At 59.6% G+C, this 25,822-nt stretch carries 24 protein-coding genes and 2 pseudogenes; 19 read left to right on the forward strand and 7 right to left on the reverse strand.

Translation table 11 applies throughout. The annotated features are described in order from the left end of the window. The first annotated feature begins 108 nt into the window (after positions 1-108). From IB265_RS20230 to IB265_RS20255, 7 genes and pseudogenes are all read left to right on the forward strand, one after another. The gene (locus tag IB265_RS20230) at positions 109-1,005 is read left to right on the forward strand and encodes a LysR substrate-binding domain-containing protein (RefSeq protein ID WP_040962667.1); all 897 of its coding nucleotides are present in this window, start codon (positions 109-111) and stop codon (positions 1,003-1,005) included. Between the two features lie 408 nt (positions 1,006-1,413). After that, on the forward strand, positions 1,414-2,445 hold the full coding sequence (locus IB265_RS20235; RefSeq protein ID WP_057248650.1) for a transporter substrate-binding domain-containing protein: 1,032 nt from the start codon (positions 1,414-1,416) through the stop codon (positions 2,443-2,445). 345 nt (positions 2,446-2,790) lie between these two features. Then, a pseudogene (locus tag IB265_RS36860) lies at positions 2,791-2,940 on the forward strand (ABC transporter permease); the annotation flags it as partial. Positions 2,941-3,148: 208 nt separating this feature from the next. Further along, the gene (locus IB265_RS36865; RefSeq protein WP_246806002.1) at positions 3,149-3,553 is read left to right on the forward strand and encodes an ABC transporter permease subunit; all 405 of its coding nucleotides are present in this window, start codon (positions 3,149-3,151) and stop codon (positions 3,551-3,553) included. Beyond that, complete coding sequence (locus tag IB265_RS20245; RefSeq protein ID WP_192495104.1) at positions 3,550-4,674, forward strand: amino acid ABC transporter permease; 1,125 nt, start codon at positions 3,550-3,552, stop codon at positions 4,672-4,674. Before IB265_RS36865 ends, IB265_RS20245 begins: the two co-directional genes overlap by 4 nt. Positions 4,675-4,699: 25 nt before the next feature. Beyond that, on the forward strand, positions 4,700-5,458 hold the full coding sequence (locus IB265_RS20250) for an amino acid ABC transporter ATP-binding protein (protein ID WP_057248647.1): 759 nt from the start codon (positions 4,700-4,702) through the stop codon (positions 5,456-5,458). 45 nt (positions 5,459-5,503) lie between these two features. Further along, positions 5,504-6,829 (forward strand): D-serine ammonia-lyase, encoded by a 1,326-nt coding sequence (locus IB265_RS20255; RefSeq protein ID WP_192495147.1) that lies wholly within the window; start codon positions 5,504-5,506, stop codon positions 6,827-6,829. Positions 6,830-7,123: 294 nt separating this feature from the next. Here the strand turns inward: IB265_RS20255 and IB265_RS20260 are convergent, their stop codons facing one another. From IB265_RS20260 to IB265_RS20275, 4 genes are all read right to left on the reverse strand, one after another. Beyond that, complete coding sequence (locus IB265_RS20260) at positions 7,124-7,651, reverse strand: NUDIX hydrolase (protein WP_192495148.1); 528 nt, start codon at positions 7,649-7,651, stop codon at positions 7,124-7,126. After that, a complete protein-coding gene (locus IB265_RS37795) occupies positions 7,626-8,057 on the reverse strand; it encodes a hypothetical protein (RefSeq protein WP_246806004.1) in 432 nt (143 codons plus the stop codon). Before IB265_RS37795 ends, IB265_RS20260 begins: the two co-directional genes overlap by 26 nt. Before the next feature lie 745 nt (positions 8,058-8,802). Then, positions 8,803-9,216 (reverse strand): SyrB-like regulator, encoded by a 414-nt coding sequence (locus IB265_RS20270; protein WP_192495105.1) that lies wholly within the window; start codon positions 9,214-9,216, stop codon positions 8,803-8,805. A gap of 90 nt (positions 9,217-9,306) precedes the next feature. Further along, complete coding sequence (locus tag IB265_RS20275; protein WP_057248642.1) at positions 9,307-9,675, reverse strand: hypothetical protein; 369 nt, start codon at positions 9,673-9,675, stop codon at positions 9,307-9,309. Between the two features lie 906 nt (positions 9,676-10,581). Between IB265_RS20275 and IB265_RS20280 the strand changes: the two genes are divergently transcribed. The 11 genes from IB265_RS20280 to IB265_RS20330 all read left to right on the forward strand — a co-directional run bounded on the left by IB265_RS20280 (position 10,582) and on the right by IB265_RS20330 (position 19,540). Beyond that, a complete protein-coding gene (locus IB265_RS20280; protein ID WP_192495106.1) occupies positions 10,582-10,953 on the forward strand; it encodes a hypothetical protein in 372 nt (123 codons plus the stop codon). Between the two features lie 135 nt (positions 10,954-11,088). After that, positions 11,089-11,838, forward strand: a complete 750-nt coding sequence (locus IB265_RS20285; protein WP_057248638.1) for an exonuclease domain-containing protein — start codon at positions 11,089-11,091, stop codon at positions 11,836-11,838. Then, positions 11,835-11,993, forward strand: a complete 159-nt coding sequence (locus tag IB265_RS20290) for a hypothetical protein (RefSeq protein ID WP_156414582.1) — start codon at positions 11,835-11,837, stop codon at positions 11,991-11,993. Before IB265_RS20285 ends, IB265_RS20290 begins: the two co-directional genes overlap by 4 nt. Positions 11,994-12,031: 38 nt before the next feature. Then, on the forward strand, positions 12,032-12,658 hold the full coding sequence (locus tag IB265_RS20295) for a 2'-5' RNA ligase family protein (protein ID WP_192495107.1): 627 nt from the start codon (positions 12,032-12,034) through the stop codon (positions 12,656-12,658). Between the two features lie 713 nt (positions 12,659-13,371). Beyond that, entirely contained in the window at positions 13,372-14,571 is a 1,200-nt protein-coding gene (locus IB265_RS20300; protein WP_192495108.1) for an ABC transporter substrate-binding protein, read from the forward strand. A gap of 71 nt (positions 14,572-14,642) precedes the next feature. Further along, positions 14,643-15,509 carry a branched-chain amino acid ABC transporter permease gene (locus IB265_RS20305; RefSeq protein ID WP_192495109.1) on the forward strand — a complete coding sequence of 289 codons (867 nt, stop codon included), beginning with the start codon at positions 14,643-14,645 and terminating at the stop codon, positions 15,507-15,509. 4 nt (positions 15,510-15,513) lie between these two features. Next, positions 15,514-16,494 (forward strand): branched-chain amino acid ABC transporter permease, encoded by a 981-nt coding sequence (locus IB265_RS20310; protein WP_192495110.1) that lies wholly within the window; start codon positions 15,514-15,516, stop codon positions 16,492-16,494. Positions 16,495-16,498: 4 nt separating this feature from the next. Further along, positions 16,499-17,278 carry an ABC transporter ATP-binding protein gene (locus IB265_RS20315; RefSeq protein ID WP_113131756.1) on the forward strand — a complete coding sequence of 260 codons (780 nt, stop codon included), beginning with the start codon at positions 16,499-16,501 and terminating at the stop codon, positions 17,276-17,278. 3 nt (positions 17,279-17,281) lie between these two features. Further along, positions 17,282-18,004 carry an ABC transporter ATP-binding protein gene (locus IB265_RS20320; RefSeq protein WP_113131755.1) on the forward strand — a complete coding sequence of 241 codons (723 nt, stop codon included), beginning with the start codon at positions 17,282-17,284 and terminating at the stop codon, positions 18,002-18,004. 12 nt (positions 18,005-18,016) lie between these two features. Further along, complete coding sequence (locus IB265_RS20325; RefSeq protein ID WP_113131754.1) at positions 18,017-18,760, forward strand: aspartate/glutamate racemase family protein; 744 nt, start codon at positions 18,017-18,019, stop codon at positions 18,758-18,760. Positions 18,761-18,829: 69 nt separating this feature from the next. Next, the gene (locus IB265_RS20330; protein ID WP_375293078.1) at positions 18,830-19,540 is read left to right on the forward strand and encodes a GntR family transcriptional regulator; all 711 of its coding nucleotides are present in this window, start codon (positions 18,830-18,832) and stop codon (positions 19,538-19,540) included. Between the two features lie 518 nt (positions 19,541-20,058). Here IB265_RS20330 and IB265_RS20335 read toward each other — a convergent pair. Next, positions 20,059-20,949, reverse strand: a complete 891-nt coding sequence (locus IB265_RS20335; RefSeq protein ID WP_113131752.1) for a LysR family transcriptional regulator — start codon at positions 20,947-20,949, stop codon at positions 20,059-20,061. 133 nt (positions 20,950-21,082) lie between these two features. Here IB265_RS20335 and IB265_RS20340 point away from each other — a divergent pair, with 133 nt between their 5' ends. Next, on the forward strand, positions 21,083-21,343 hold the full coding sequence (locus tag IB265_RS20340; RefSeq protein WP_113131751.1) for a helix-turn-helix domain-containing protein: 261 nt from the start codon (positions 21,083-21,085) through the stop codon (positions 21,341-21,343). A 239-nt stretch (positions 21,344-21,582) separates the two neighbouring features. Here IB265_RS20340 and IB265_RS20345 read toward each other — a convergent pair whose 3' ends face one another. Together IB265_RS20345 and IB265_RS36875 are read right to left on the reverse strand one after the other, a co-directional pair. Further along, positions 21,583-24,936 (reverse strand): adenylate/guanylate cyclase domain-containing protein, encoded by a 3,354-nt coding sequence (locus tag IB265_RS20345; RefSeq protein WP_192495111.1) that lies wholly within the window; start codon positions 24,934-24,936, stop codon positions 21,583-21,585. 644 nt (positions 24,937-25,580) lie between these two features. Further along, positions 25,581-25,796: pseudogene (locus tag IB265_RS36875) on the reverse strand (hypothetical protein); the annotation flags it as partial. Between the last annotated feature and the right edge of the window lie 26 nt (positions 25,797-25,822).

Raw genomic sequence — 25,822 nt, forward strand, 5'->3', positions numbered from 1 at the left:
AAAATCGTGAGTGGAGCCTAGTTCGATCGAAAGGCCAGAAAAAGTTAATAATAATTGTATATACGTTCAGATGTGCTAATGATTTCGAGAGAATTCTGGGAGGTAGCCGTGGACATCGGACGCTTGCGCGCTCTTCGGGAGCTGTCGATACGGAAGACCATGGCTGCCGTGGCGGAGGCACTTTATGTCTCGCCCTCGGCAGTTTCGCAGCAGATATCCCTTCTTGAGGAGGAGGTCGGAATCCGGCTCGTCGAACGGCGCGGTAGAGGCGTTGTCATGACTCCGGCAGGCCACCAGCTCGTGCAGCGAGCTGAGAAGATCCTCACCGAGATTGAATCGGCGAAGGCCGATATCGCTGAACTGAAGAGCGTCGTGTCCGGAGAGCTTCGCGTCGCTGCCTTCCCATCGGTCGCAGCGGCTATCATCCCGAAGGTGGTTTACGACCTCGCTGAGCGCCATCCTCACCTCACCGTACAGTTCGACGAGATGGAACCTGCAGAAAGCGTCGCCGCACTTCGGAGTTGGCAGACGGACGTCGCGATCATCGACGACCTCAACATGCCAACGGGCGCACTCGACCCGAATATCGAGACGATCTTTCTGATGGAGGACGTCTTCAACGTGATGGTGTCCAAGGATCACCGCCTGTCAGACCATCCCACAGTTGGTCTTCGGGAACTCCGCGACGAGCGCTGGGCGATCGACACGGCATCGGACACCTATACCAGGATGCTTGCCGAAGCCTGTCAACGGGAAGGCTTCAAGCCCAACATTGTCGCGCGGTGCAAAGGATTCGAAGTCACCATCGCCTTGATACGGCAAAACTACGGGATTTCGATCCTGCCTGGTCTCCGCGCAAGCTACGATCTTGAGGACGTCTGGGTGTGTCGGCTTGTGCCAGAAATCCGGCGACGGATTTTCCTCGCCTTCCGGCGAGAGGAGAAGCGGAGCCCCGCACTTCAGGTGTTCCTGGATCGTATAGCTGAGAAGCCGCCCCTCTCGTAATTCGACCTCCTCGCGGCATCTCTTGAGACGACGCATTACCAAGCCCTTGCCGCACCCGCAACGCCCTCAAGTCGTGCCCCCATCCTCCGTGTCTCCGCGTCTTGCGCTTGTCCCCGCCAATGCTGGTGTCGGGAAACGTCGCTCCATCGAGGGTCGGAGGGCGGAAAGCAACAGTTTTGCTAACGTATCCATCAAGGAGAATTAAGTATATTTGAATTGAGCCGCTTCCTATGATCCTAACGCCAACTGATGGGACTGGGAGCGAGGATCGCACGTCGACCGTGGCCAATAACGGGACGACGCGTCCAGAATGGCGACAACGCCACTAGCGTCCGACCAACTTTCGATCAGGCCGACCCTCATTGCTTGGCATCACCTTCGCTATCGCGATCCGAAAGGGGAACCAAGATGAATCTATTGAAAATCCTGACCGCCGGGGTGTTTGCAACCGTCGCATTCAGTGCCGCCCAGGCATCCGCATCGGTGCTGGATACGGTCAAACAGCGCGACGTACTGAACTGCGGCACGGACAATACCGCTCCGGGATTCGGCTACCTCAATACGACGACAGGCCAGATGGAGGGTCTCGACGTCGACTTCTGCAAGGCGGTAGCGGCCGGAGTCCTTGGCGACGCGTCCAAGGTGAAGTTCGTCACCGTAACCGACAAGAGCCGATTTGACGCCGTGCTGACGGGCCAAGTCGACGTCGTCTTCGCACACACCACGATCAAGCCGGCTCGTGAATCATCCATCGCGATCGACTTCCTTCCGATCAACTTCTACGACGGCACGGGACTGATGGTGAAGGCGGACGCCGGGATCAAGGAATTCGGCGATCTCGACGGCGCGACGATCTGCACAACGCAGGGGTCCGCGACAGAGACCGTCCTGACGGCGGCCTTCAAGGCGCGTGGCTGGAAGGACTCCAAGGTCCTGACCTACGAAAACCTGGAGAAGCTTTTCTCCGCACTCAATTCCGGCCGTTGCAACGCAATGAGCACCGACAAGTCCGCGCTCGCCGCCTGGGCCGGAAACGCGCCTGCGCCCACCGACTATCTCATCCTCCCGGACACGCTGGATAAGTCACCGTTCGGCGGCTTCGTCATCGCCAACGACTCCAAGTGGCGCAACGCGCTGCGCTGGATTGAATATGGCCTCTTCCAGGCTGAAGAATCCGACATCTCGCAGGCCAATCTCGCCGAGAAGCTCAAGAGCGAAGACCCGTTCGTCCAGAAGTTCCTGGGTGTCGATGGCGGCTATGGCAAGGACTTCGGTCTCTCGGACGACTTCATCGCTCAGGCGATCAAGGCCGTCGGCAACTACGGCGAAGTCTACGACCGCAATCTCGGCCCGAAGACCAAGATGTATCTTGATCGCAAGGGCACGCCCAATGCGCTCTGGACGCAGGGTGGAGCAATCTACTCCCCGCTCTGGAACTGATGCATGCCGAGGGTCGGGGCTCAAGCTCCGGCCCTCCGGTACTGGGAGCTGAAAATGACAATCCATGAAACGAGTGCGGTCCGCGGCATGGTAGACCATGATCACCTGAAGTCACGGCGCCTGCGCAACCGAATACGACACGAGGCAATCCAATTTGGCGTCATCGCCATCGTCGTGGCGCTCCTCGGAATGCTGGCCTATGCGGTCAAGTCCGGACTGGCGGAGAAGGGCATCCGGTTCAGTTTCTCGTTCCTTGCGAACACGGCGGGCTTCGACATCAGTGAAGGCTGGACTCTAACCTCCGGCGAGAGCTTCCTTCCCGACTTCACGCTCTTTTCGCCCGACATGACCGTTGCTTCGGCTTTCGTCACGGGCATCTTCAATACCGCGAAGGTCGCGATCCTTGCGATCATCCTCAGCACCGTTCTCGGCACGATGCTCGGGGTCGGCCGCCTCTCGACCAACTGGGTCGTGCGCAATCTCTGTTTCTGGATCGTCGAATTCGTACGCAACACGCCGCTGCTGATCCAGCTCGTATTCTGGTATTTCGCTGTCGTCCTGCGCTTTCCGCCCATTGCGCCGCGTCTGCGTTGCTGCAGCCGTCATCTGCTTCGCACTTCTCTTCGTCAGGGGCGGCGTAGAACTGAACTTCCCGGTTGCCAACAAATTCAAGGCCAGTGGCGGCACCAGCATCAGCCCGGAAATGGCGGCTCTCCTCCTTGCGATCGTCGTGAACAGCGCGTCGTTCATCGCCGAGACTGTCCGAGGTGCTATCGACGCGCTCCCCAAGTCTCAATGGGAGGCCGCAGCGTCACTCGGACTGAGCCGACGGTACACCGTGAACGACATCGTGCTTCCCCAGGTGTTTCGCGTGGTCCTGCCGTCCTTCGGCAACCAGTACATAAGCCTGACGAAGAACACGGCGCTGGGCATCGCTGTCGGCTATCCCGATCTCTTCAACATCTACGGGACGATCGCCAACCAGACAGGCCATAGCCTCGAAGGCATCATCATCGTGATGGCATCCTATCTGATCCTGAGCTGGATCATCAGCACGCTCGTCTACTGGGCAAACCGCCGTCTGAATCCAACGGGAGTTCCGCGATGATCGCCACCTCAATCAAGTGGACCCGTCACAACCTTTTCGGCAAGCCCTTGGACGTCGTCCTGTCCCTGCTTGTCATTCCGGGCGTCCTCTGGCTCGCCTACACAATAACCGACTGGGCATTTGCGTCAGCGAAGTGGGACATCGTCGTGCAGAGCCTTCGGGTTCTCATGATCGGCGTGTTTCCGGCAGACCAGGCGTGGCGTGCCTGGACTGCTTCGGCAATCATCGGCGCAATCCTCGGGGCGGGCCTCGGCTGTGTCTTTTGTTTCAAGCCGCACCACGGCCTCGTTCTTCTGCTGGTGCCGGTTCTGCTGCTGATCGTGGATGGCGGTCTCTCAAACGCACTGCCCGCCACCGGCATCATCGCATCGACCATACTTGGCTGGGCACTGACATCCTATGTGCCTTTGTCCCGAAAGGTCCTTCCGGCCGCCGCGTTTACAGGGTTCATCGTTATCGTGGCCGTCATGGCCCCTCCTGGCGTCGGACTTTGGGGTGGATTGCTGCTCAGCGTGCTCCTTACGCTCGTAACATCGGTTCTTTCCCTGCCGATCGGAATCCTTCTTGCCTTCGGTCGCCAGAGCCGCCTGTCGAGCCTGAGGATCATCTGCACCTGGTACATCGAAGTGATGCGTTCGGTCCCTCTGATCCTGGTCGTCTACTGGATCTGGATCCTGATGCCGGTATTGGCGCCCCAGTGGGGATTGGCCGACGTCGCGCGTGGCATGATCGGCTTCACGATATTCTACTCGGCCTACGTGGCCGAATACGTTCGAAGCGGCCTTCAAGCAGTGCCACGGGCGCAGACCGAAGCAGCGCGTTCTCTTGGCATGAGCGAGTTCGATATCAACCGCTCCATCGTCTTGCCGCAGGCGCTACGGGTTGTCGTCGCCCCGTTGGTCGGCAACGTGCTCGACATCTTCAACTCGGCACCGCTGGTGTTCATCATCGGCCTCACGGACTTCCTGCGCGCCGGGCAGATGATCCTCGCGAACCCGCAGTACGGCGACCGGACGTTCGAAGTCCTCTCGTTCCTTCTCGTTACCTACTTCGTGATCGGCTCGATGATCACCTATGCGGCAAGAAAACTCGAAGACCACATGGCAACTGGCACCCGCTGATCCGATGAACAACGGAGACACAACGATGAACGCCATCGTCGAAATGAAGAGCATGAACAAGTTCTACGGCACTCACCATGTGCTCAAGGACATTGACCTGGCCGTCACCCGGGGTGAAGTCATGGTCATCCTCGGAGCCAGCGGATCCGGCAAGTCGACACTGATCCGATGCGTCAATGGTCTTGAGATGTATCAGCACGGCCGCCTCGTCGTGGACGGCTTCGAGATGCCGGTCGAGGCGGACCGGAGACTTGGCGGTGAGCGCGAACTGGCTCAGATCCGCAAGGGCGTTGGCATGGTGTTCCAGCAGTTCGGTCTTTTTCCGCACAAGACCGTGCTCGACAACATCACTATCGCTCCGATGCGCGTGCGCAAGAAGTCGCGCGAAGAAGCCGAGGCGACGGCGATGAAACTTCTCGACCGCGTCGGGCTGAGAGCGCATGCTAACAAGTATCCCGGGCAACTGTCCGGCGGCCAGCAGCAGCGCGTGGCAATCGCCCGCTCGCTGGCAATGGAACCGCACCTGATGCTGTTCGACGAGCCCACCAGCGCACTCGACCCGGAAATGGTCGGCGAAGTCCTCGATGTCATGCGCGAGCTTGCCTCCTCCGGCATGACGATGATGGTCGTGACGCACGAGATGGGTTTCGCACGGGAAGTGGCTGACCGCGTGGTCTACATCGACCAGGGATCAATCCTCGAGATCGGCAAGCCCGACGAATTCTTTGACAATCCCAAGAACGATCGCGCGCGCTCCTTCCTTGCGCGTGTCCTTAAGCACTGATGGGGGAGCCGTATGTCCCGCTCCACGGAAACATTGGAAATTGACATGAACGCAATTCTGCCTGCCGAGCCCGCTCGCGACGACGTCCTCGCTGCCCGCCCTACGCTTTGGCTCAATCCACTGTATCGACAGCAGGCGATCGAGTCCCCGGACCTGCCGATTTCGACGACCGACGTTGATCAGGCTCGCTCGAACTGGCAGCGCCTTGCCCCCCTCCTCGCCAAGTGCTTCCCGGAACTTAAAGCCACTGAGGGTGCAATCCGTTCCGAACTGGTCGAACTCAAGGAACTCCGCGAGGCGCTCGGCTACGGCACGCGAGAGTTCGGAAATGTGTTCATCAAGGCTGACAGCCACTTGCCCGTCGCTGGTTCGATTAAAGCACGCGGCGGCGTCTACGAAGTCTTCCTGTTTTCCGAGGGCCTGGCGCGTGAAAACGGGTTGCTTGCGGACGGAGAGGACATCCGCAAGCTGGCTACCGATGAAGTCCGGATGTTCTTCTCGAAATACACCGTTGCTGTCGGCAGCACGGGCAATCTGGGCCTGAGTGTCGGGATCGCCGCACGTTCTCTCGGTTTCAAGGCGACCGTGCACATGTCTTCGGACGCCAAGGTCTGGAAGGTCGAGCGTCTCCGGAAGCTTGGCGTCGAGGTCATTCAGCACGAAGCGGACTACACGACTGCCGTCGAGAACGCCCGCGACATCGCCGACGCCGATCCAACCATCTATTTTGTCGATGACGAGCAGTCCAAACATCTATTCCTGGGCTACAGCGCGGCTGCATCGGAGCTGGCGGAGCAACTGGACGAACGCGGGATCAAGGTCGATGCCGACAATCCACTGTTCCTCTATCTGCCCTGCGGCATCGGTGGCGCGCCCGGCGGCGTGGCATTCGGGGCCAAGGCGATCTTCGGCGACAATGTGCATGCTTTCTTCGTCGAACCTGTGCAGTCGCCATGTGCCCTCGTCCACATGATGTCCGGCTCGCAGGAATTGGTTTCGGTCTATGACGTTGGGCTGACGAACAAGACGGAAGCCGATGGCATGGCTGTCGCCCGAATGTCCGCTTTTGTGGCGACAGTGATGCGCGAAATGCTCGCGGGTGTCTTCACCGTCGCTGACGACGAACTGCTCAAGCTGGTTCAGACGGCATGGATTGCACAGGGCCAAAGGTTGGAGCCGTCGGCTGCAGCGGCTCTTTTAGGACCACGGTTTCTGGTCGGCCATAAGGAGGGCCAGAGGTTCCAGGATAAACACGGCCTCGGCGACAAGATGGCGAAGGCCACCCACGTTCTTTGGACGACGGGAGGCTCGTACGTTCCCGAGGAACAGTTTCAAGCCTTTCTTCGGCAAGCGGGAGCGCTGGGGTACTAACTTCAACTAAGGTACATCGCCCCAAGCAACCCGCGCCGGTGCGCGGGTTCCGCTCGATACATTATGCGATCCTGAACGCACAAAACCGGAACATAGGGAAACCGCTGCCCCAAAAGCCTGGAAACCAGGGCAGCACTGGATATCGACACCGGCGAACCTACCCGGCCGCACCACGTTCCTACAGAAGCGACGGATTGGGTTTCATGATCCCAGAAACTAGCGTTCGTCCATCGGTTTGGCTCACCACATCCGGTCCCCTGTGTTGGGAAACGCGACCTATCGATCGTGAAAATGTCAGCCCTGGCGTTTTCTCAGATCTGGCTTGAAGCTGATCAGCAAGGATTTCAGCTCGATTTCGCGCACGCGCCGAGCCGCCTCACTTGGACTGAACCAGTCGAGAACGCGCTGCCCTCGCTCTTTGAAATTGGGGCTGATTTCAGTCACTTCAATCTGGAACAGCTCCACAATGCAGGGAGTGACATTGCCTTCGCTAAGTTCCTTTAGGTAGGTGTAGCGGCCGACCGGATCCTTTTTTACCCGACCACGCACACCGGCTTCTTCCCATGCTTCGACGGCAGCCGCCTCGTAGGGCTTCTTGCCCTTCATCGGCCATCCCTTGGGAATGACCCATCGTCGGCTTCCGCGCGAGGTAACTACCAGGATTTCGATCTCGGAACGGTCTTCCTTGTAGCGAAAACACAAGGCACCGTACTGCTGGCCAAAACCTTTCCCAAAAAGGGCATCCGGGGTTTGAGCGAGCTGCTGGAGCAACGTCTCTGATTTGCCCGCATCGGGCCTAACGCCTGGCTTCGCTGACTTCATGGCAATCGAGGTTGTCAAATTTCGCTTTCGGCCTCAATGGCCTTCCGACAAACGCGGCTTGATACTTGAGCAACCTCCCCAAGTTCGATCGGCTGCATGAGCCGGTAATTAAGCGCTTGAATCCTGGATCGAGACGGTGCTTCATCTCATTCCTGACCGGCTTGCATGATCCGAAGCGCCCGGATGATGTCCGCCGCGTCGCGCGCGACGACGCCACCTGCAAGTCGATCAGAACGTCCCGCGCGCGCCGACTACCAAACCGTCCGGCCTGCTCACGGATATCGCGGATCGTGTCGACAGATTGGTCAAGAAGACGGCTCATTTCGTTCGGTGCCAGCTTCTCGACCTCATTGGCGGCTCTGATCAATTCGGAGATAAAGGCGGGGACGGAGGACATGGCGGGCAAACGGGCGGTCTTGCTTTGAGACTTCGATATTGGATTCGTTGCTCGTCCTTCGGGTCTGATGGGCGTCAATGATGCGAGCCGCTCAGATCACGATGCGCCAAACCGCGATAGCAATCTTTCAAGCTGCTTGTTCTGCAAACGCAGTTTTTCTGTAAGCTGCCGTCTCAGCTGCCGGACCTCTTCATCCAGAGCAGCAACTTCCTCGGACAACGTCGGCGGCGACCGCACATCCCAGGGCGCCTCTCGGGGGCGGATGTCTTCAGCCACAGCAACGGGTCTGGCGCCTGTCTTCCTGGCGCGCCGCGGGACTGTCTGCGGGCGCCGCTGGGCCGATGGTGCGACTTCCGAGGCGTGATCGACGGCGCGAGGCCGGTCGACCCTGATGGCCGCAGCCACCTGCTCGATTATCTCAACTGGGTCAACAACGTTCCCGGTCAGGTCTGCCGTCCGGCTCGACGCGTCAACTGTCGGGGTTGCAGCACCTTCCGCCCGATCCAAGGGTGCCGGAGTGCCTTCTTCCGGAGCTGCGGATAGTCTGTTCTGCTTCGCAATCTCGGCCTCCGGCGGGCTCGCAGACTCCTTGGCTGTCCGGCCAAGCGACGCCAGTTCAATCAAATATTTCCAGGGTGACTTCATCGTGCGCCCTCAGCTCAACCGCTCGCACCGGCACCCATTGCGAGGCCGCTCAGCAACCAAAATGTAGGGAGGGGGCCGATCGCGAACTCCAATCGGCCAGCACCGGGGATCAGGCAAGACCAAGGCGCTTGCGTAGATCCGCGTTTTCGGCCCGCAGTTTCTCGGCCAGCGTCTTGCGCAAGCGCGCATTCTCTTCTTCGAGGTGAAGCAGGTCCGTAATGTCATCAAGAACCGGAGCTACCACTGGGGTGGCTTGCTTCTGAGCTGAGGTTTTACCGGCGCCCTTGGCTGCTTTCTTTGCCCGGGTCTTGCCGACGGTCTCGACCAAGGCCACGTCGTCGGCCGACCTCGAGGCATTCTTCCGGCGTCCCCTTCCCGCCTTGGCACCATCTGCCGTCGGAGCGGTCTCGGCGGTTGCTTCCGTAGCGACGTTCTTCGCCCTTGGCCCCCGGCGTTTCTTCGCCGGCGCAATTTCTGCCGGGGTCGTCGTCTCGACGGTCTCGATATTGTTCTCGTCTGCCATGAGTTGTTCCCTCTTCAACTAGCAGTCTTATTTCAAACGCGGACAGAGCAGAGTCAATGAGACCAATCGGACCGGAAACGCGTAAGTGACTCACCATAACCTGCGGTCTAGTTGCGCGGTGAGCAACGGTACCGCCGCGGCCCCCGGGGCGCCGAGACGAAACTCCTGTACCAGACGCGCGAGAACAAAGGAGGTCGCAGCCGTGACGACAATCCTCAGCCAGGAGTGAAGGACGCCGCGCGATCGAGGCGTATCTATCCCATCCGTCTGTTCACGGATTGCTACCAACCGAGCGTGGAGCTCTGCGACCACGCCGCGCAACTCCGCGATCTCTTCCGCAGGGGAAAGAACGGCTTCTGCCACCGAGGGATCTTCGGCGGGACTTTCCTGCTCAAGCTCGTCCAGGTGCTCCCGCAAATGCGATGGGCTCTCAAATCCCCTGGCTTTAATATTTGTCATCGGGCTTTCTCTCGTTTTGCCGCCACTCGATCCTAGTGAAACTCATGCGACTGACGGGAGTTCCCCCGAAGCCACACAAAGAAGATCTTGAGGGAGACCGCACCGGCGCCGAAATGCCGCTGTTCGCCTCCCTCGTCCTGCTCGACAGCCCAGAGGGGCGCGAGATGCTGCGGCGCTACGCGGTTTCGTATTTCGACTTGGCTCAGGTCGCGAGTCGGGGCTTTGTGACACGCCGACCTGGGCGCCAATGGCGGCTGGGGGCCGAAAGTTCGGGCTCGACGACGCTGGGATCCGGGACGTCAACCGGTGCGCCATCGCCTTCGCCCGCGATCTGCGTGGCGCCCATTGTCATTCGGTTTGCAAATTTTAATGCCAAGCAAACAATTAACCATTACCCTGAATTGGTATGAACCAATTTACGTAGCGCGGTCGGGGACGGGAACGAAAGCTGCGCGCTCCGGGGGTCTGCCAACTTTCGCGCTAAAGGGGGTCAGCTTGCACATGAATGATTGGAGCAAAGACGCACGGGGAAATCTTCGAGCATCAACCGTCATCGATTGGAAGGCCGAAGCCGTCACCGCAGACGGGAGTGGTGACATCGTCTTGAGGATCGAATTCAGTGTTGACCCGGGGCGAACGGATGTGTCGTCACTGCAGTTTAGATTGACCGAGCAGCAGGCAAAAAGCATGGGTGCGGCGTTGAGTTCAGCCTCTAACCAACCACCGCAATCGTCGGATCTGATCTACCGCAGCGCCCGACAGCGTGTGCGTACATAGGCGCGGAGCAACAAATGTAGCGCGGCGCCTATGCCAATTGGCATCCCGCGGTTCAATCCGTTCAAACCCATCGCAAGCGAGTACCCTTCGCTGTAGCGCCAAGCATCACGAGCCTGCCAGAGGTACGCAATGAAAACTGACGAAATGTCGCTCAAGTATTTCACTCTCCGGCCCGATGGGGCTGTTGTGGAGATTGAGTTGAATCAGGATATCGCCGCCACGCTCGCACGGCTTCCTGATGATCCTTCGCTTTACTTCGATCTTGGCGAACCACACCTCCTTATTCCGCTGAAGCAGTTGGTCAACGCGCGTGCGCGCGAAAGAGGCATCGTCAATGCCAACCGCCATATGTTGGCCGCGGCGAAAGGCAATCAGGAGAAACGCAAACCCCTGACGGTTCACTCCTTGGACAACGCGCTGTGGCTCGTGGTGGACGGCAATTCGACTTTGCTCAACGCTCGTCATTCGAAGTGGCGGGCGATACCTTGCTGCACTAGATAGTTAGATCCCACTGTCTCGATCACCGGAATCGGCCTCAAGGGTCGAAACAAAACCCACGATGAGCAGGCGGAGAGAAACCCGTGGCGGCCGGCTCGCACTAGAAACCGGGCGACCGCACTAGGACGAGAGAAAGCAGTGTCGACATCCCGCGTTCGCGTCATCGATCTGGAAACGGCCGGCAATGGACCGAACGACGTTTGTGAGATCGGGTGGCAGGATGTGGTCCTTGAAGACCATGGACGTTGGGCCGTCAACGATGAACGTGGCGCACTGATGGTCAATCCAGGACGGCCGATTTCGCCCGACACGATGGCCATCCATCACATTCTCGACGAACAAGTCGCCGGCGCGCCCTACTGGAAAGATGTCGCGCCAGGAGTGTTGCGTCCGCCCGGCAGGATCGACGCTCTTGCTGCACATCGTGCGGCCTTCGAGCAGCGGTACTGCACCACTCGCCTGACCGGCGGCTCACCCTGGATTTGTACCTGGAAGTGCGCCCTACGGGTTTGGCCCGAGCTCCCGCGGTTTTCCAATCAGATGCTCCGCTACCAGCGTATGCCGGAAGGTCTCGTTCACGAGATAGGACTGCCGGCCCATCGAGGCATGCCGGATGCCTATGTCACGGCTCATCATCTGCGCGACCTGTTGAACGCGACATCGCTCGATCAGTTGCTGGCGTGGAGCGCCGAGCCGGGGCTCCTGCCGCGCGTGCCGTCCGGGCCAGATCGCGGGAAGGGTTGGGATCGTCTTAGCACCGAGACGCTCACGGAATTTCTTCACGATAGAGATAGCGATATCCGTTTCAGCGCCCAGACCGAGTTGGCAAGGCGGGGTGAACTCGAGCCGCCCGCTGTTATCGAGCCAGTGCAGCGAACCTTGCTATGAAAGCGACCGACGCGTCGCGCACGCGCCGGAGGGTGGGCGATGCCAAGGTGGCGCTTGGTGAAGATGGCCCTATCTGGTGGGACGACGGCGAACCGGATCTTAGCCGGCGTCTCGTGAAGAACACGCAGCCTGCGCTTGCACATCTGCCGTCGTAAGGCACATTGCCCCCACCCAGCATCGACAGGACTTTGGCTTGAAGACCCGCAAACCGCTCATCCTCACCGCCCGGATCGCGGAGACAGACCTTGAACCGTTCGATCGCCTTCGAAAGGCGCATTTTCCGTCGGATCGAAACTTCCTTCGAGCTCACCTGACGATGTTTCAGCGGCTACCGGGTGAACACCTCGAGCGGATCGTCGGAGAATTGCAGTCTGCTGCCACCAAGCGTGGCCAGATTCGCGCGGAGGTAGCCAGTGTTCGCCATCTCGGCGCGGGTGTCGCGTTCACGATAAGAAGTCTTGCACTTGAGCAGCTCTATGCAGAGTTAAGAACCGCTTTCATGCCATGGTTGGGTGGCCAGGACATGCAGGGGTGGCAGCCGCATATCACCGTCCAAAACAGAGTTTCGAGGACAGCCGCAGACACCTTGCACCAACAACTTACACACGATTTCAAACCGCGATCGGTGATGCTGGAAGGCCTGGACCTCTGGAGATATCTAGGCGGGCCTTGGCAGCTCGAACGAACGGTCAGTTTCGCAGTGGTGCCCGCTCTCCGTGCAGAGGCCATAAATGCCGGTTCAGCGATGCTCGAGGACGATCGTCGATATCGAACCATCTATTCGAAAAAACCGTTGCGAGTATCCGCAAAACTGCCATGAGGCGCGGCCGGAGAGATTCCTACGCGGCATCCAAACCATGAGATCCAACAACACGTCGGTCTGCCATTCACGAACAGAGGCTCAGTCAGGACTTCGGATCGCCCTCACGATAGCGGCAGTGGAGGCCGGCGCGGCAATGGTTAGCAGCGGTCATCTGCCGCTGGCGTGGCTCCGCACTCCGGACATGATCTCCGGCACCTAGGGGCTAACACATGCGCCGTACGGGCCGCTTTGGTAGATGTCGCACGTGACGAGTTCTCCGATGGCAACGGCACAGAGATTTCGGTCTCGGTGCGGAGCGATGAGAGGAAACTCATTTTCCGTAGCGAGTCTTACGTTTTGCGTTGGCTCAATTGACACCGTTGAGGCGATGAGACTGGAAGCAGCCCTGGGCAGTCCGGGGTGCGGCCTGTTGGGACAGCCAGTCATCCGCCCCTACGCGATGGCGGCCCCCGCGGCTTGAGGTGCCAGATGCATGCCACCGGCCGGCCCGACGCGTTCTACCCGCGGCCGGCGTTTTTAAGACTTCTGTCTTGTCCTAAAAACGAACGACGGTCGCCCCGGCCAAGGCCCCCAAGGGTGGCCGGACGCTTCCGCATAGGCGATCGTATACAATACGTATATCATATGTTGACAATAGTGTATTTTAGGATTTCCTTACAGTATTCCGGCTGCGCCAATTCGCGCCGGGAATGCCAAAAATGGGGAGTGAGATGATCAACAGACGCTCGACATTGAAATCGTTGGCGCTCGGCGCCGTTTCGATCCTGGCAATTACAGTCGCAAGCACCTTTCCCGCACAAGCGGAGAACAAGGAACTCAAGATTGGCTTTGTCGGCGTGACCAGCGGTCCCGCCGCAGCCTGGGGCACATCCAATGTTCGCTCGATGCAGACACGCGCCGATTGGCTCAACGAGGCCGGCGGCGTGAAGATCGGCGAGGACACCTACAACATCACCATCGTGACCTTTGACGACCAGAAGGATCCTAAGCGGGCCATCGCCGGCATGGAGAAGATGGCCCAAGAAGGCATCCACTATGTCGTCGGACCGAATGTCGATGACGGCGCGGCGGCCGTTCGTCCCGTGGCGGAATCCAAGGGGATTATCTATTTCCCCTACGCCTTCCCGAAATCGCTTTATGTCGCACCGGCCGCGAACGCGGTCCTCGGCATGGTCGCCAACTATCAATCCGGCCCGGCGATCTACAAATATCTGAAGGAAAACAAGGGCGTGAAGAAGGTGGCTTTCATCGCCGCCAACGAATCCGACCCAATCAGCCAGCGTGACAGCGGCGTCGCTGCCGCTAAGGAACTCGGGCTGGAAGTGGTCGCCGAGACCGACACCTACCAGAACGACACACGCGACTTCACACCGGTGCTGACGCCGATCGTCCAGTTGAAGCCGGATCTGCTCGTCCTGTCCGGTGTGGCCCCCGCCAACGCACCCCTGCTCATCCGCGCGGCGCGCGAACTCGGCTATGGGGGCCTGATCTCGGCCGAAACAGCACAGGATGCGACCGTGCTGCAGGAAGGCGCGGGCGAACTCGCCAACGGCTTCATCTCCGTCGGCGGCGCTTCGACCCCGGAGATCCGTACGCCATTGATGGAGGAGTTCATCGATCGCTACACCAAGAAGTTCGGCGAATACAACGACGAGTCCAACACCAAGGTCTATGCACTCGAATACATCATCGAGACGCTGAAGGCGAACCCCAAGGCAATCGACAATGTCGAAGAGTTCAAGAAGACCATGGACAGCTTCTCCGCGCCTAACCCCTACGCCAAGGGTGGCACGCTGAAATATGTCGGCATGACCTCATTCGGCCAGAAACGACAGGTTTCGGTACCGATGGTGGTGACCGAGTTCGAAAACGGAGCCTTCAAAACGTTGTTCGTCGGCGAAGTGGACTGACATGACCTGATTAAAAGTCAATCGAGGTTCGGGGCCGGTCCCGGACCTCCCCGTCGACCGGATTTGCAGCCATGGAACAAGTCATTGCCAACGGTCTCTATCTGGGTGCCCAATATGCGCTGATCGCGCTCGGTTTGACGCTGATCTTCGCGCTTATGAACGTTCTCAACTTCGCGCACGGACAGATGTACGTGCTGGGCGGCTTCGTGACATACTCGGTTTACGGCCAGCTCAAGCTGCCCTTCGTGGTCGCGCTGATCTGTTCGGGGGTGACGCTGGCGGTCGTCGGCGCGCTGATGGAGAAATTCCTTTTCCGGCCGGTGATCAGACGCAGCAAGCGCGAGGAAAGCACGATGCTGCTCGCCGCTGCCACCGCATTCTTCCTCGATGCCATCATCCTGCTTCTGTTCGGCGAGAAACAGCGTGGCGTGCCGAAGATCGTCAGCGGCGTTTTCATCTCCGACAGTGTGATCTTGCCTTACGATCGTATCGTCGTCGGCGTGGTCGCGATACTGATGATCGCCGCCTTCATGCTCTACATGCAATACAGCAAACCGGGGCGCGCCATGCGGGCACTGGCGCAAGACCGCATTGCCGCACAGTTGATGGGCGTCAAGGTCGAGCGCTATTCGATGATCGGCTTCGCACTCGGGGCGATGCTCGCCGGGGTCGTCGGCGGCTTACTCGTCAGTATCACCGGCGTCAATTCCGGCATCGGCGGACCGATCTCGATCAAGGCCTTTCTGATGGTGATGATCGGCGGCGCTGGCGTGGTTGCCGGCGCCATTGCCGGCGGCTTCATCCTCGGCATGATGGAATCGGTTGGTCTCACCGTGCTGCGCGCATATGGCGACGTCACCTATCTCGTCATCTTCGCGTTGCTGATGGTCTTCCTGAGCATCCGCCCGAACGGGCTGATGGGCAAACCGTGGGGCTGATGCGATGAAAACATCCGCAACTCCCAAAATCGTCGCGGCCGCACTCTTCCTACTCGTGCTTCTCGTCGGGGTGCCGTTGCTCATCAGCGCCACCGGGCGGACCGATCTCTATTACACGCTGACCTCGGTGGCGCTGCTCAGCATCATCAGCGCGGGCGTGTGGATCACCTTCTATATCGGCCGCATCAACATCGGCCAGGGCGCCTACGCGCTGATGGGCGGTTATGTTTCCGCCATCCTGGTGATGAACTATGGAGTGTCTTTCTGGCTGACCCTGCCGCTGGCGGGCCTATTCTGTGCTGCGGCAAGCGTTCTCATCGGGCTGCCCATTCTGCGCCTGCGCGGCGTTTATTTCGCCATGGTGACGCTGGTGCTGACGGAAGTGGCGCGCCTGCTTGCCCTTGCCATACCGATCACCAACGGCGCCAAAGGCATTGTCAGCATCCCCTTGCCCACCGGTATAAGCTTTTTCGGCATCACTCTCGTTCCGGATTTCTCGAACCTCGCCAATCCCCGGCTTGCCTTCTACATCGTCGCCGTGTTGCTGATGGCGCTGTGTTTCCTCGGTCTCTATCGGCTTGCCCATTCGCGCATCGGCCAGCTCTGCCAATCGCTGCAGCAGAACGAGGAGCTCGCCTCTTCGATCGGCGTCAACATCGCCTACCTCCGGGTCGTCGCCTATGCGCTCTCGTCCTTCCTCGGTGGTGTGGGTGGGGCGATGTTCGCGTCGATCTCCCAGTCGATCTATCCGTCGAGCTTCACGGTCGCCGACTCGGTCAATTTCATGCTCAATTGCTTCCTCGGTGGACTCGGCTATGTGCTCGGACCGATGCTTGGAACCTTTGTTCTTTATTTCGGCTGGGACGTGCTGTTCCAGACGGGCGAATACCAGCTCCTGATCTTCTCGACGGTGCTGATCCTGCTGATGCTGGTCCTGCCCAACGGTCTGCTGAGCCTGGCCTTGCCCGGCAAGAGGAGCGTCTAGCGCCATGGCCGACATTCTAGAAATTATCGGCCTTACCAAACGTTTCGGCGGGCTCGTCGCAGTCAACGACGTCTCGTTTTCGGTGCGCGAGCGCGAGATCCTTTCGGTCATCGGGCCAAACGGCGCCGGCAAGTCGACCCTGTTCAAGCTGGTCGCCTCGTTCCTGCGACCGACCGAAGGCGAAGTGAGGTTCAAGGGGAAGCGAATCTCCGGGCTCTCGCCGCACATCGTGGCCCGCAAGGGTGTTGTGCGGACCTTCCAGGAGACGACGATCTTCAAGAACATGACCGTGCGCGACAATGTCGTGACGGCGCATCACTTGCGATCGAGCGCCACCCTCGCCGGCTTCTACTTCGGCAGTGCCTCGGCACGCAGCGATCTGGACGCGTTCGGGAGATCCGCGGACGAGATCCTCGACTTCCTTGGGCTGGGCGCGATGCAGGCCGAGATTGCCAGCAACCTGCCCCACGGGCATCTCAGGGCGCTCGGTATCGCCATCGCACTTGCCACCGATCCGTCCGTGATCCTGCTCGACGAGCCCTTCGCGGGCATGAACCACGACGAGACCAGGCGCGCGGTCGAAATCGTGCGAAAGTTGCGTGATCGCGGTATCACCGTACTCCTAGTTGAGCACGACATGCCGGCCGTCATGAACATTTCCGACCGCATCGTCGTACTCAACTTCGGCCTGAAGATCGCCGAGGGTACTCCTGCAGAAATCAAGCAGAACCCGGACGTCATCGAAGCCTATCTCGGTGTCGAAGACGAATCGATCGGATTGTAGGCCATGGAACCGCTCCTCAAATTGGATGACGTTGAACTCTACTACGACCACGTCTACGCCCTGAAGGGCGTGTCGATCGAGGTTAAGGAAGGCGAGACCGTCGCCCTGATCGGGGCCAACGGTGCGGGCAAGTCGTCGATCCTGCGGGCCATCACCGGCCTCAGAAAGATCCGCAAAGGTGAAATCCGCTATCGCGGCAACCGCATTGACGGCGTCGCGCCCGATGAGATCGTCCGTATGGGTATCTCGATGGTGCCCGAAGCGCGTCGTGTCTTCCCGTTCATGACGGTGCGCGACAACCTTCTGATGGGCGCCTTCACCCGCTCCGACAAGGTCGAGATCCAACAGAGCATGGACATGGTGCTGACGCGCTTCCCGCGACTCAAGGAGCGTTACGCGCAGCAAGCGGGGACGATGAGCGGCGGCGAGCAGCAGATGCTGGTTATCGGCCGAGCACTGATGGCGCGCCCTCGCCTATTGCTGCTCGACGAACCGTCGCTTGGCGTCGCGCCGAAGCTGGTCCAGGACATCGCCCGTTCTATCGTGGCGATCAATCGCGACGAAAAGGTCAGCGTGCTGCTTGTCGAGCAGAACTCGCGCATGGCGCTGCGCATCTCCCAGCGCGCCTACGCGTTGACGACCGGCAAGGTGGCGCTCAGCGGCGATTCGGCCGAATTGCTAAATGACGACCGCGTCAGACATCTCTATCTCGGCGGCGAAGTGTAGGCGGGACCGGATATGCGCATCCTTGTCATAAACCCTAATACGACGGCCTCGATGACCGACAAGATCGGCAAAGCAGCAAAAATCGCGGCGTCGGCGGGAACCAAGATCATCGCAGTCAATCCCAAGGACGGCCCACCAAGCATCGAGGGCTATTTCGATGAGGCCTTCGTGGTGCCAGGCATCCTCGCCGAAATGTTCAAGGCAGAAGATATGGACGCCTTTGTGATCGCATGTTTCGACGATACGGGTCTCGATGCGGCGCGCTGCGCTACGAGCGCGCCGGTCATTGGAATAGGCGAAGCGGCGTTTCACCTTGCAACGCTGATTGCCGGCAAGTTCAGCGTCGTCACCACGCTCGCGCGCTCAGTGCCGGCGATCGAGCACAATCTATCGAAATACGGCCTATCCTCTCGCTGCGCCAAGGTCAGGGCCTCGGATGTCGCCGTACTTGACCTCGAAAAGCCGGGTTCTGAAGCCCGTCAGAAGATCTCGGTTGAAATTGCCCGTGCGATGGCCGAAGACAAAGCCGAGGCGATCGTACTCGGTTGTGCAGGGATGGCCGATTTGGCCCACCAGCTTTCCAGCGAACATGGGGTGCCGGTGCTCGACGGTGTGGCCTGTGCGGTCAGGCTTGCCGAAGTTATCTCGAGCTTGGGTCTTAAAACCTCGAAGGTCGGCGGTTATGCCACGCCGCTCGTCAAGCAATTTGCTGGTCACTACGCGCCATTGTCGCCGGGGTTGAGCAAGCTTCGATAAGGATGCATCGGGATGCCCAAGGATGTTGCCCGTCGGCGGGCGAGACAAAAGACGAGCCCCCCAGAAGCGATGAATATGTCGGCGATACACGATCCGGAAACCCACAGTCGGATGCCGGCCACGCGCTGGTCGCCGATTTATCACGGCCTCCGGGACGCAGTCGTCGGTCATCGGCTCGCTCCGGGCACGAAGCTACCGGAAGACGAGCTCGCTTCGCTTTATTCGGTCAGCCGCACGGTCATCCGCGCCGCTCTTCAGGCGCTTGCCCACGACCGTCTCGTAAGACTAGAACCCAATCGCGGTGCCTTTGTGGCCCAGCCGTCAACCCAAGAGGCGCGCGAGGTTTTCGAAGCGCGCGCACTGATCGAACCCAGAGTCGCCGCCCTTGCTGCGCAAGTGGCTAAGCCGGAGGACGTTTTGCTGCTGCGTCGCCATCTCGACAAGGAGCATGAGGCGCTGCATGCCGGCCGCGACAGCGACGCGATCATGTTGTCGGCGCGATTTCATGTGGGTATCGCGGAAATTGCCGGGCATTCCATTCTGACCGGCTTCGTCCGTGATCTCGTCTCCCACTCCTCCCTGATTATCGCTCTTTACTGGAAGCGGCGCGACACTACCTGCGAAAGCCACGCGCATCATGCGCTTGTGGATGCCATCGAAGCAGGCGAATCCGACAGGGCCGCGGACCTGATGAAGGAACATTTGCTCGATCTTCTATCTGGCCTGGAGCTCGCTCGATCGCCAAAGAAGCCGCAGAGCCTTGCAGAGATGCTACGCTGATTTCACCGCTGGGCCTTCCCAAGCGATAAGTCGAGGAGCGCAAGCGACGCCGGTTGAGGCCGAAGAAGGGATTTTCGACGCCCCGCCGTGTCAGAAATGCCAACATAAGCGACGAGGAGCACGACCCTGAGCGATTGCCGTGTCAAGCTGTTTGCGACGAACGTCTGGCAGACAACCGAGAACCAATAAAAAGCAAAATGTACGGCAGGCATAAGCTAGCCGTCCAAAGTATAGCGCGTTGGAGCGGCTTGCCAAAATACATCGACTGGAACAGAGGACCTTGCACACCATCGACAACCCGTGCGCACGAGGTTGTCACCCATGTCTTAGGAACAAACTTTACCTGTAATTGCGCAACCGAAAAGCACACGTTAAAAATGAGATTCATGCTGGTTTTATTGCCGCGCAATTCCTCAATTTTAAGAACGCGCACCGTGGTTGAGCCTCCGCCCTGCGGAGGCTCAACCCAAAATGGGGTCCCGGCTTTCATCAGACGCTAGAAGATCAGCCACCGCCCCTCACCTGCCCGACCGCGCCAGCGACCGGGCGATGTCGATGATGTCGTCCCGTGCCGCGGTTGGGTCTTCTTTGTTCCAGGCAACACCAAGCCCGATCTTCAGATCGACGCCGCGCACGGGCTTAAGCTCGAAGTTGCGGTTCGGCAGATCCTTCGTCCATTCCGGGGCAAAGCCGATGCCGAGGCCCGCTGAGACCAGCGATACCAGCGAGAAGGTGTCGTCGCAGCTATAGGCAATGTTTCCGGTCAGACCATGGGTCTCGAACATCTCGAAGAAATAGCGCTCCGAGTAGGAGAGATTCTGACGGGAAAAGGCGATGATCTTTTCGGAGCGAAGGTCCTCGATGTCGATCTCGCTTCGAAGCGCCAGCGGGCTCGCCTTTTCGACGGCCAGCAGATAGCGCTCATGAGCAATCGAGAAAAAGCGCAAGGAGCCGATGTTTTCGACCGGACGGATGAAGCCAAGATTGATCTGGCCGTTTTCTAGTCCGCGGATGATGTCGCTGGTCGAACCACTTGTCACATGCAGCGTGACATCCGGAAACTTCCGACCGATGCGCGCGAGAAACGCCGGCAGCACGCCGATGGTCGCCGGATAGACAGTTCCGATCTTGATCGTGCGTGCCGCCTTGCCGGCAACCGACCGCGCCACCTCGGCCGATAGTCCGACATCGCCAATGATCCGGACCGCCCGATCGTAGAACACCTCCCCTGCCCGCGTCAGTTCGACCCGCCGTGTCGACCGCTCCAGCAGCCGAACACCGAGCTCCTTCTCCAGCGCCTGGATGTGGGAGCTCAACGCCGGCTGAGCGATGCACATCCGCGCCGCCGCCCGATTAAAATGCAGCTCCTCGGCCACCGCAACGAAGTAGGAGAGTTGGCGTAGTTCCATGTTCGCTCTCCAATCACCGGGCACGACACGTCGTATTCGGCAACGAAGAATGCCGCTGCAGAGCACACGTTTCTGAGAAATATGTAGAATATATTCTATGGATTAACGCTACGCAAGGTGGTGGCGATGCCTTATGGACACCCGCGCGCGCATAGCCTGGAATCTCCGGCGAATTAGAACTTCGAAAAAGATCACGCAGGAGAATCTGGCCGTCGATGCGAATGTCGACCGGACGGCGATCAGCGGAATAGAGCGCAGCGAATATAACCCTTCCGTCGACCTTCTCGATCGCTTAGTGGCCGCACTAGGTATCGACATCTCGGAGCTATTTGCGGTTCCAGCGGAATCAGCCCTACCGCCGGATCCGTTGAAGGCCGGCAGGAAGCCGAAATAGCGCCTAAGTCAACGGAACCCGAGTTCCGTTGGATACATTATGCGATCCTCGTGGCCCAAAGGGTGAACATCAAGGCCTGCAGGGCTCTTGGAAGCACAGTTCTGTCCGGCCCGTAAGGCGCGCCCACGCTTAGGTCTGCAAACGACAGCATTGCGCCGCCATTTCAGCCGTAGAAGCAAACTTTGCTTCTACCTGAAGCGGACATTGCTGTATGCCGAAGGTCGCGTTGGCGCTGCCGCCTATCGCAGATGGTCGAGCAGCTCCTTGGCATCGACAAGGTCGAGCGTATCGAAGCCTTCGGTGAACCAGGCGTAGACGGGGCCGAGAAGGCTTCGGCTCTCTTTGTCGCGCCGCTTGTCGATGTAGAGGCGCGCGAGGCTTGTTGCAGCTCTCAGCTCCGGCAATTTCGTACTCTCGGAGCGAGCGGCCATCAGAGATTGCTGAAACCATCCCTCAACGGCATCGTCGTGCGCATGCAGCCGCGACAACAGCTCACCCTTCGTGCGCAGCAACTCAGGCAGCAGATGCTTCGTGCCGGATTTGGCGATGATGCCGAACGCCTTCTCCAGCAGGGTCAACCCCTCGCTTGCGTCGCCGAGCTCACCGTAGGCTTGCGCGAGGACACAAAGATAAAAGTTCATGCCCGCCTCTGCGCCGGTCGCGGCAATTCCTTCGACCGCCTTGCGCATTTCCTGGATACCGTCCTGCAATTCTCCTTGCTGGGCGAGCGCCCAACCAACGTGGAAACGGGCTGTCCCTGCCAAGAGCGGCAAGTCGAATTTAATGGCTACTTCAAGTTGCCGTTGCGCCCATTCAAGTCCAGCCTCGGGTTCGCGCCGCAGGAGATGGACAAAGGCCAGGGTGGACTGCGCGACGGCAATTGTGACGGAATGGGATTCTCGCTCCGCCAGCGACATCCCCTCTCGACCGCGCTGAAGAGCCTGGTCTGGATACCCACGAATCCAGAGCATCATCGCAGAGAAGTTCCGGCAACAAACGCCGGGATCATGGCCTGTGTAGATATAAGTCAGACGATGATCCCTGTCTGGGTCGTAGGTCGCCATTCCCCAGTCTGCGTGCTTCTCCGCGGCTAGATAGTCTCCCATGTAGAATTTGGTCGCCCACAACTGATGATGCGCTTCGAGGAGAAGGTCTAAATCATTCGCGGACTGAGCGATCTGCAGACATTGACAGCCGAGGTCATCGGCCTCGCGCAGATGCCCGGATACCATGTGGTATGAGGCTTCGCCCCGAACCGCGACGAAGAGCTCTTTGCTATCGGCCAGTTTCTCGCAAAGTTTGCGTGCCGACGAGAAGGCGCGCAGCACTTCCGGAGCGCCCCAACCTTTAATAGCCATTGCGGCCACTCCCATGGCATTGTGCAAATGAATTTCGCGCCGTAAGCGGGCCTCGGTGCCGGGCAGGGACGCGACCAGCCCCAACCCGTTGCCGAGGTGGGCCATGGCTTCGACATTCGCCGATCGCTTCAGTGCCTGCTGCCCAGCCTTCAGCCAGTACGCTCCGCCCTGGTCGGCAAGCCCGGCGGCCGTGTAGTGATGCGCGAGCGTCTCAGGCTCGATCTCGGCAACTTCCGGAAACTGCGCTTCCAGCGTTGACGCGATGATCGCGTGGATCTGGTGTCGCCGCCTCTTGAGCAGACTCTGATAGGCGGCGTCCTGCACCAGTGCATGCTTGAAGACGTAGGTAGCTTCGGGGACGACGCCGCTTCGAAAGACGAGCCCGGATTTTTCCAGATCTTGAAGATCATCGCTGAGCATGGCGGCATCAGTTCCGGTGACGGCGGCCAGCAGCCGATAGTGAAAGACGCGACCGATGCACGCGCCGATCTGAGCCACGCTCTTGACCGAGGAGAGTCGATCGAGGCGAGCCATCAATGAGTCTTGCAGCGTTGACGGAATGGCTGATAGGACCAATGGGCCTGTCAATCGATAGTGATTGCCAGCCTCGACAAGGAAGTCTGATTCGAGAACCGTGTTGGTCAGCTCCTCGACAAACAGCGGTACGCCTTCGGTTTTGGCGAGGATGTGGTTGGTGACCTCCGATGGCAGGATCTTGCCGCCCGTTATACGGTGTATGATTGCCGCTCCCGCATCTCGCCCGAGACTGCTGAGCGGTATCGGCGTCACATGTGACAATTCCAGCCAAGGCGGCCGGAATTCGGGACGAAAGGTGACGATGAGAAGCACTGGCAGGGAGCGCAAGCGGTCAACGAGCATGTCGAGCCACTGGCCCGTCGTCGGGTCGATCCAGTGAGTGTCCTCGACGACGATCAAAACAGGTTGGTAGGCCGCGATCCCTTCAAGCTGTTGGATGAGCACCCTTAGCGTGCGGGCCTTCTGCGATTGCGGTGTCAGTTTGATCGGTGGATAGCGGCCGGTGAAGTCGATCGAAAGCAGGGCAGCCAAAAGCGGGCCTACTTCAGTCTTGTCCGCGACCGATTGGAGCATGAATAACTCGAGCTTGTCGAGCTTCGTGCTCGCGCTGTCGTTTCCGCCGAGTCCGGCAGCGCGTCCAAGCTGCTGGATCACGGGGTAGAGCGGGCTGTTGACGTGGTACGGAGTGCAGAAGTAACGCAACCGTGCGTGCGGCTCGGCCATCAATCGCTCTTCCAACGCGGCAGTCAGCCGCGACTTGCCAATGCCCGGTTCGCCCGACAGCATCACCGCCTGGCCTTTACCTGCCCGAGCCTGCCGCCAGCGCTGAAGCAGAAGATCGAGTTCCTCCAATCGCCCCACCAGCGGTGTCGCGACGCCGTGCAGCGCATCAAAACGCCCCTCCGTATCAGCCTCGCCGATGATGCGCCAGGCGGGGACGGGCGTTGCGAAGCCCTTGAGCTGCTGGAGACCGAGATCGATCATCTCAAACAACCCGACAACCAGCCGCTGGGTACCGGCAGCGATCACGATGGTGTTTGGCTTGGCAAGGGCCTGCAGGCGTGCCGCGAGGTTGGGCGTCTCGCCAACCACCGCTTGCTCCTGTGCTGCTCCTTCGCCAATCAGGTCGCCGACCACGACGAGACCGGTGGCAATGCCAATACGGGCTGCAAGGGATTCGCCCAACAAGGGGGGCGTCAACCTGGCGGTCGACGCCGCTGCCGCCAGGCCGGCCCGCACGGCCCGTTCGGCATCGTCTTCATGCGCCTTCGGCCAACCGAAATAGGCGAGCACGCCATCGCCCATGAGCTTGGCCACATAGCCCTCGTAGCGTGCAATTTCCGCCGACACGGCACTTTGGTAGACACGGAAGACGTCCTGCATTTCCTCCGGGTCGAGCCGCTGTGACAGCTCGGTCGAGCCCACGAGGTCAATGAACATCACGGTTAGCTGCCGCCGCTCGGCTTCGTGCCCCGGCGGCGCTGGGGCGGACACGGAACTCGCTGGCGACATGGTGTCATCGACCATTGCCGCAATCGCCGCCAGAACCTTGCGACGTGGGCCGATGGGTAAACCCAGCTCTCTCAGGTCATCATCACTGAGATGCCGAAGCGCATCTGAATCAACTTCGTTGGCGGTGAACGCATCTATGTACTTGTCCAACCCGAGGCGGGCCAGCCAAGCCGCGATGTCCGACATGACAACCACCTCGCTGCGAGCAAGGATAGCACGACTGCCGCACATCGCACATAACACTTGGCCATTGCCAAGCTGATCTTCGTATCAGCGTCAATGATCCGGACGCGCCTGTTGCGGTGGAAGACATGTGGGCGCTTGTTCACGAGCGTATCCCCGGAGGCTATCTCGGCATCTTAGACAACCAGACGCCATAGACATGTGAGGATGGATTGCAACATTGCGTCCGTTTTCGAAGGTGTGGCACCAGAACCAGACCAGCGGGAATCGGCCCCAATTGAGACGCTCGGTCATATTGGCCAAGTATCCGCTCCTGACGCTTCCTGGCGTTCAGATCAAGGGCAGTAACGCGAACTTCTCCACTCGACTGAGGCGACGGGAAGCCGACAACATGCCGCCCGGTCCGGATGTCTCCTATCCCTCGCCTTGAATGGCTTGGAACCACCGATCGCGGCTTGGCCTCCATGAGGCGTGGCCGTCGCTTCTATCTGCGTATGCGAGTCAAATCATTCCGACAGCGCACACTCACTGCACGGGCTTCAGGGCAATTGACCTCTGGCGGCACATGAAATTCCCGATTTCTGCACTTCACATCTCAGCGTACCACAGGTGCCGTAGCGCCGGCGGCTCGAACTCTTGCGCCTAGGTCATCCAATAGGAATACTCTGCTCGGCGGCCATCATCCGATGGGGCGGATCATCCCCCTTCCGTCGGCTTACGCGCCAGATGACGTTGCCGACGTCGTCTGCCACAAGCAGCGCGCCGCTCTTGTCGATCGCTACTCCGACCGGACGACCCATCGCCTTGTTGTCGCGGCCGATAAAGCCCTTGAGGATATCCTGCGGCCGGCAACCTGGGCAGCCGATCCGCCCTCGATCTCCTGGGGAGT

The sequence above is a fragment of the Ensifer sp. ENS10 genome (genome assembly GCF_014852025.1).
In the GTDB taxonomy this organism is placed as follows: Bacteria; Pseudomonadota; Alphaproteobacteria; order Rhizobiales; family Rhizobiaceae; genus Ensifer.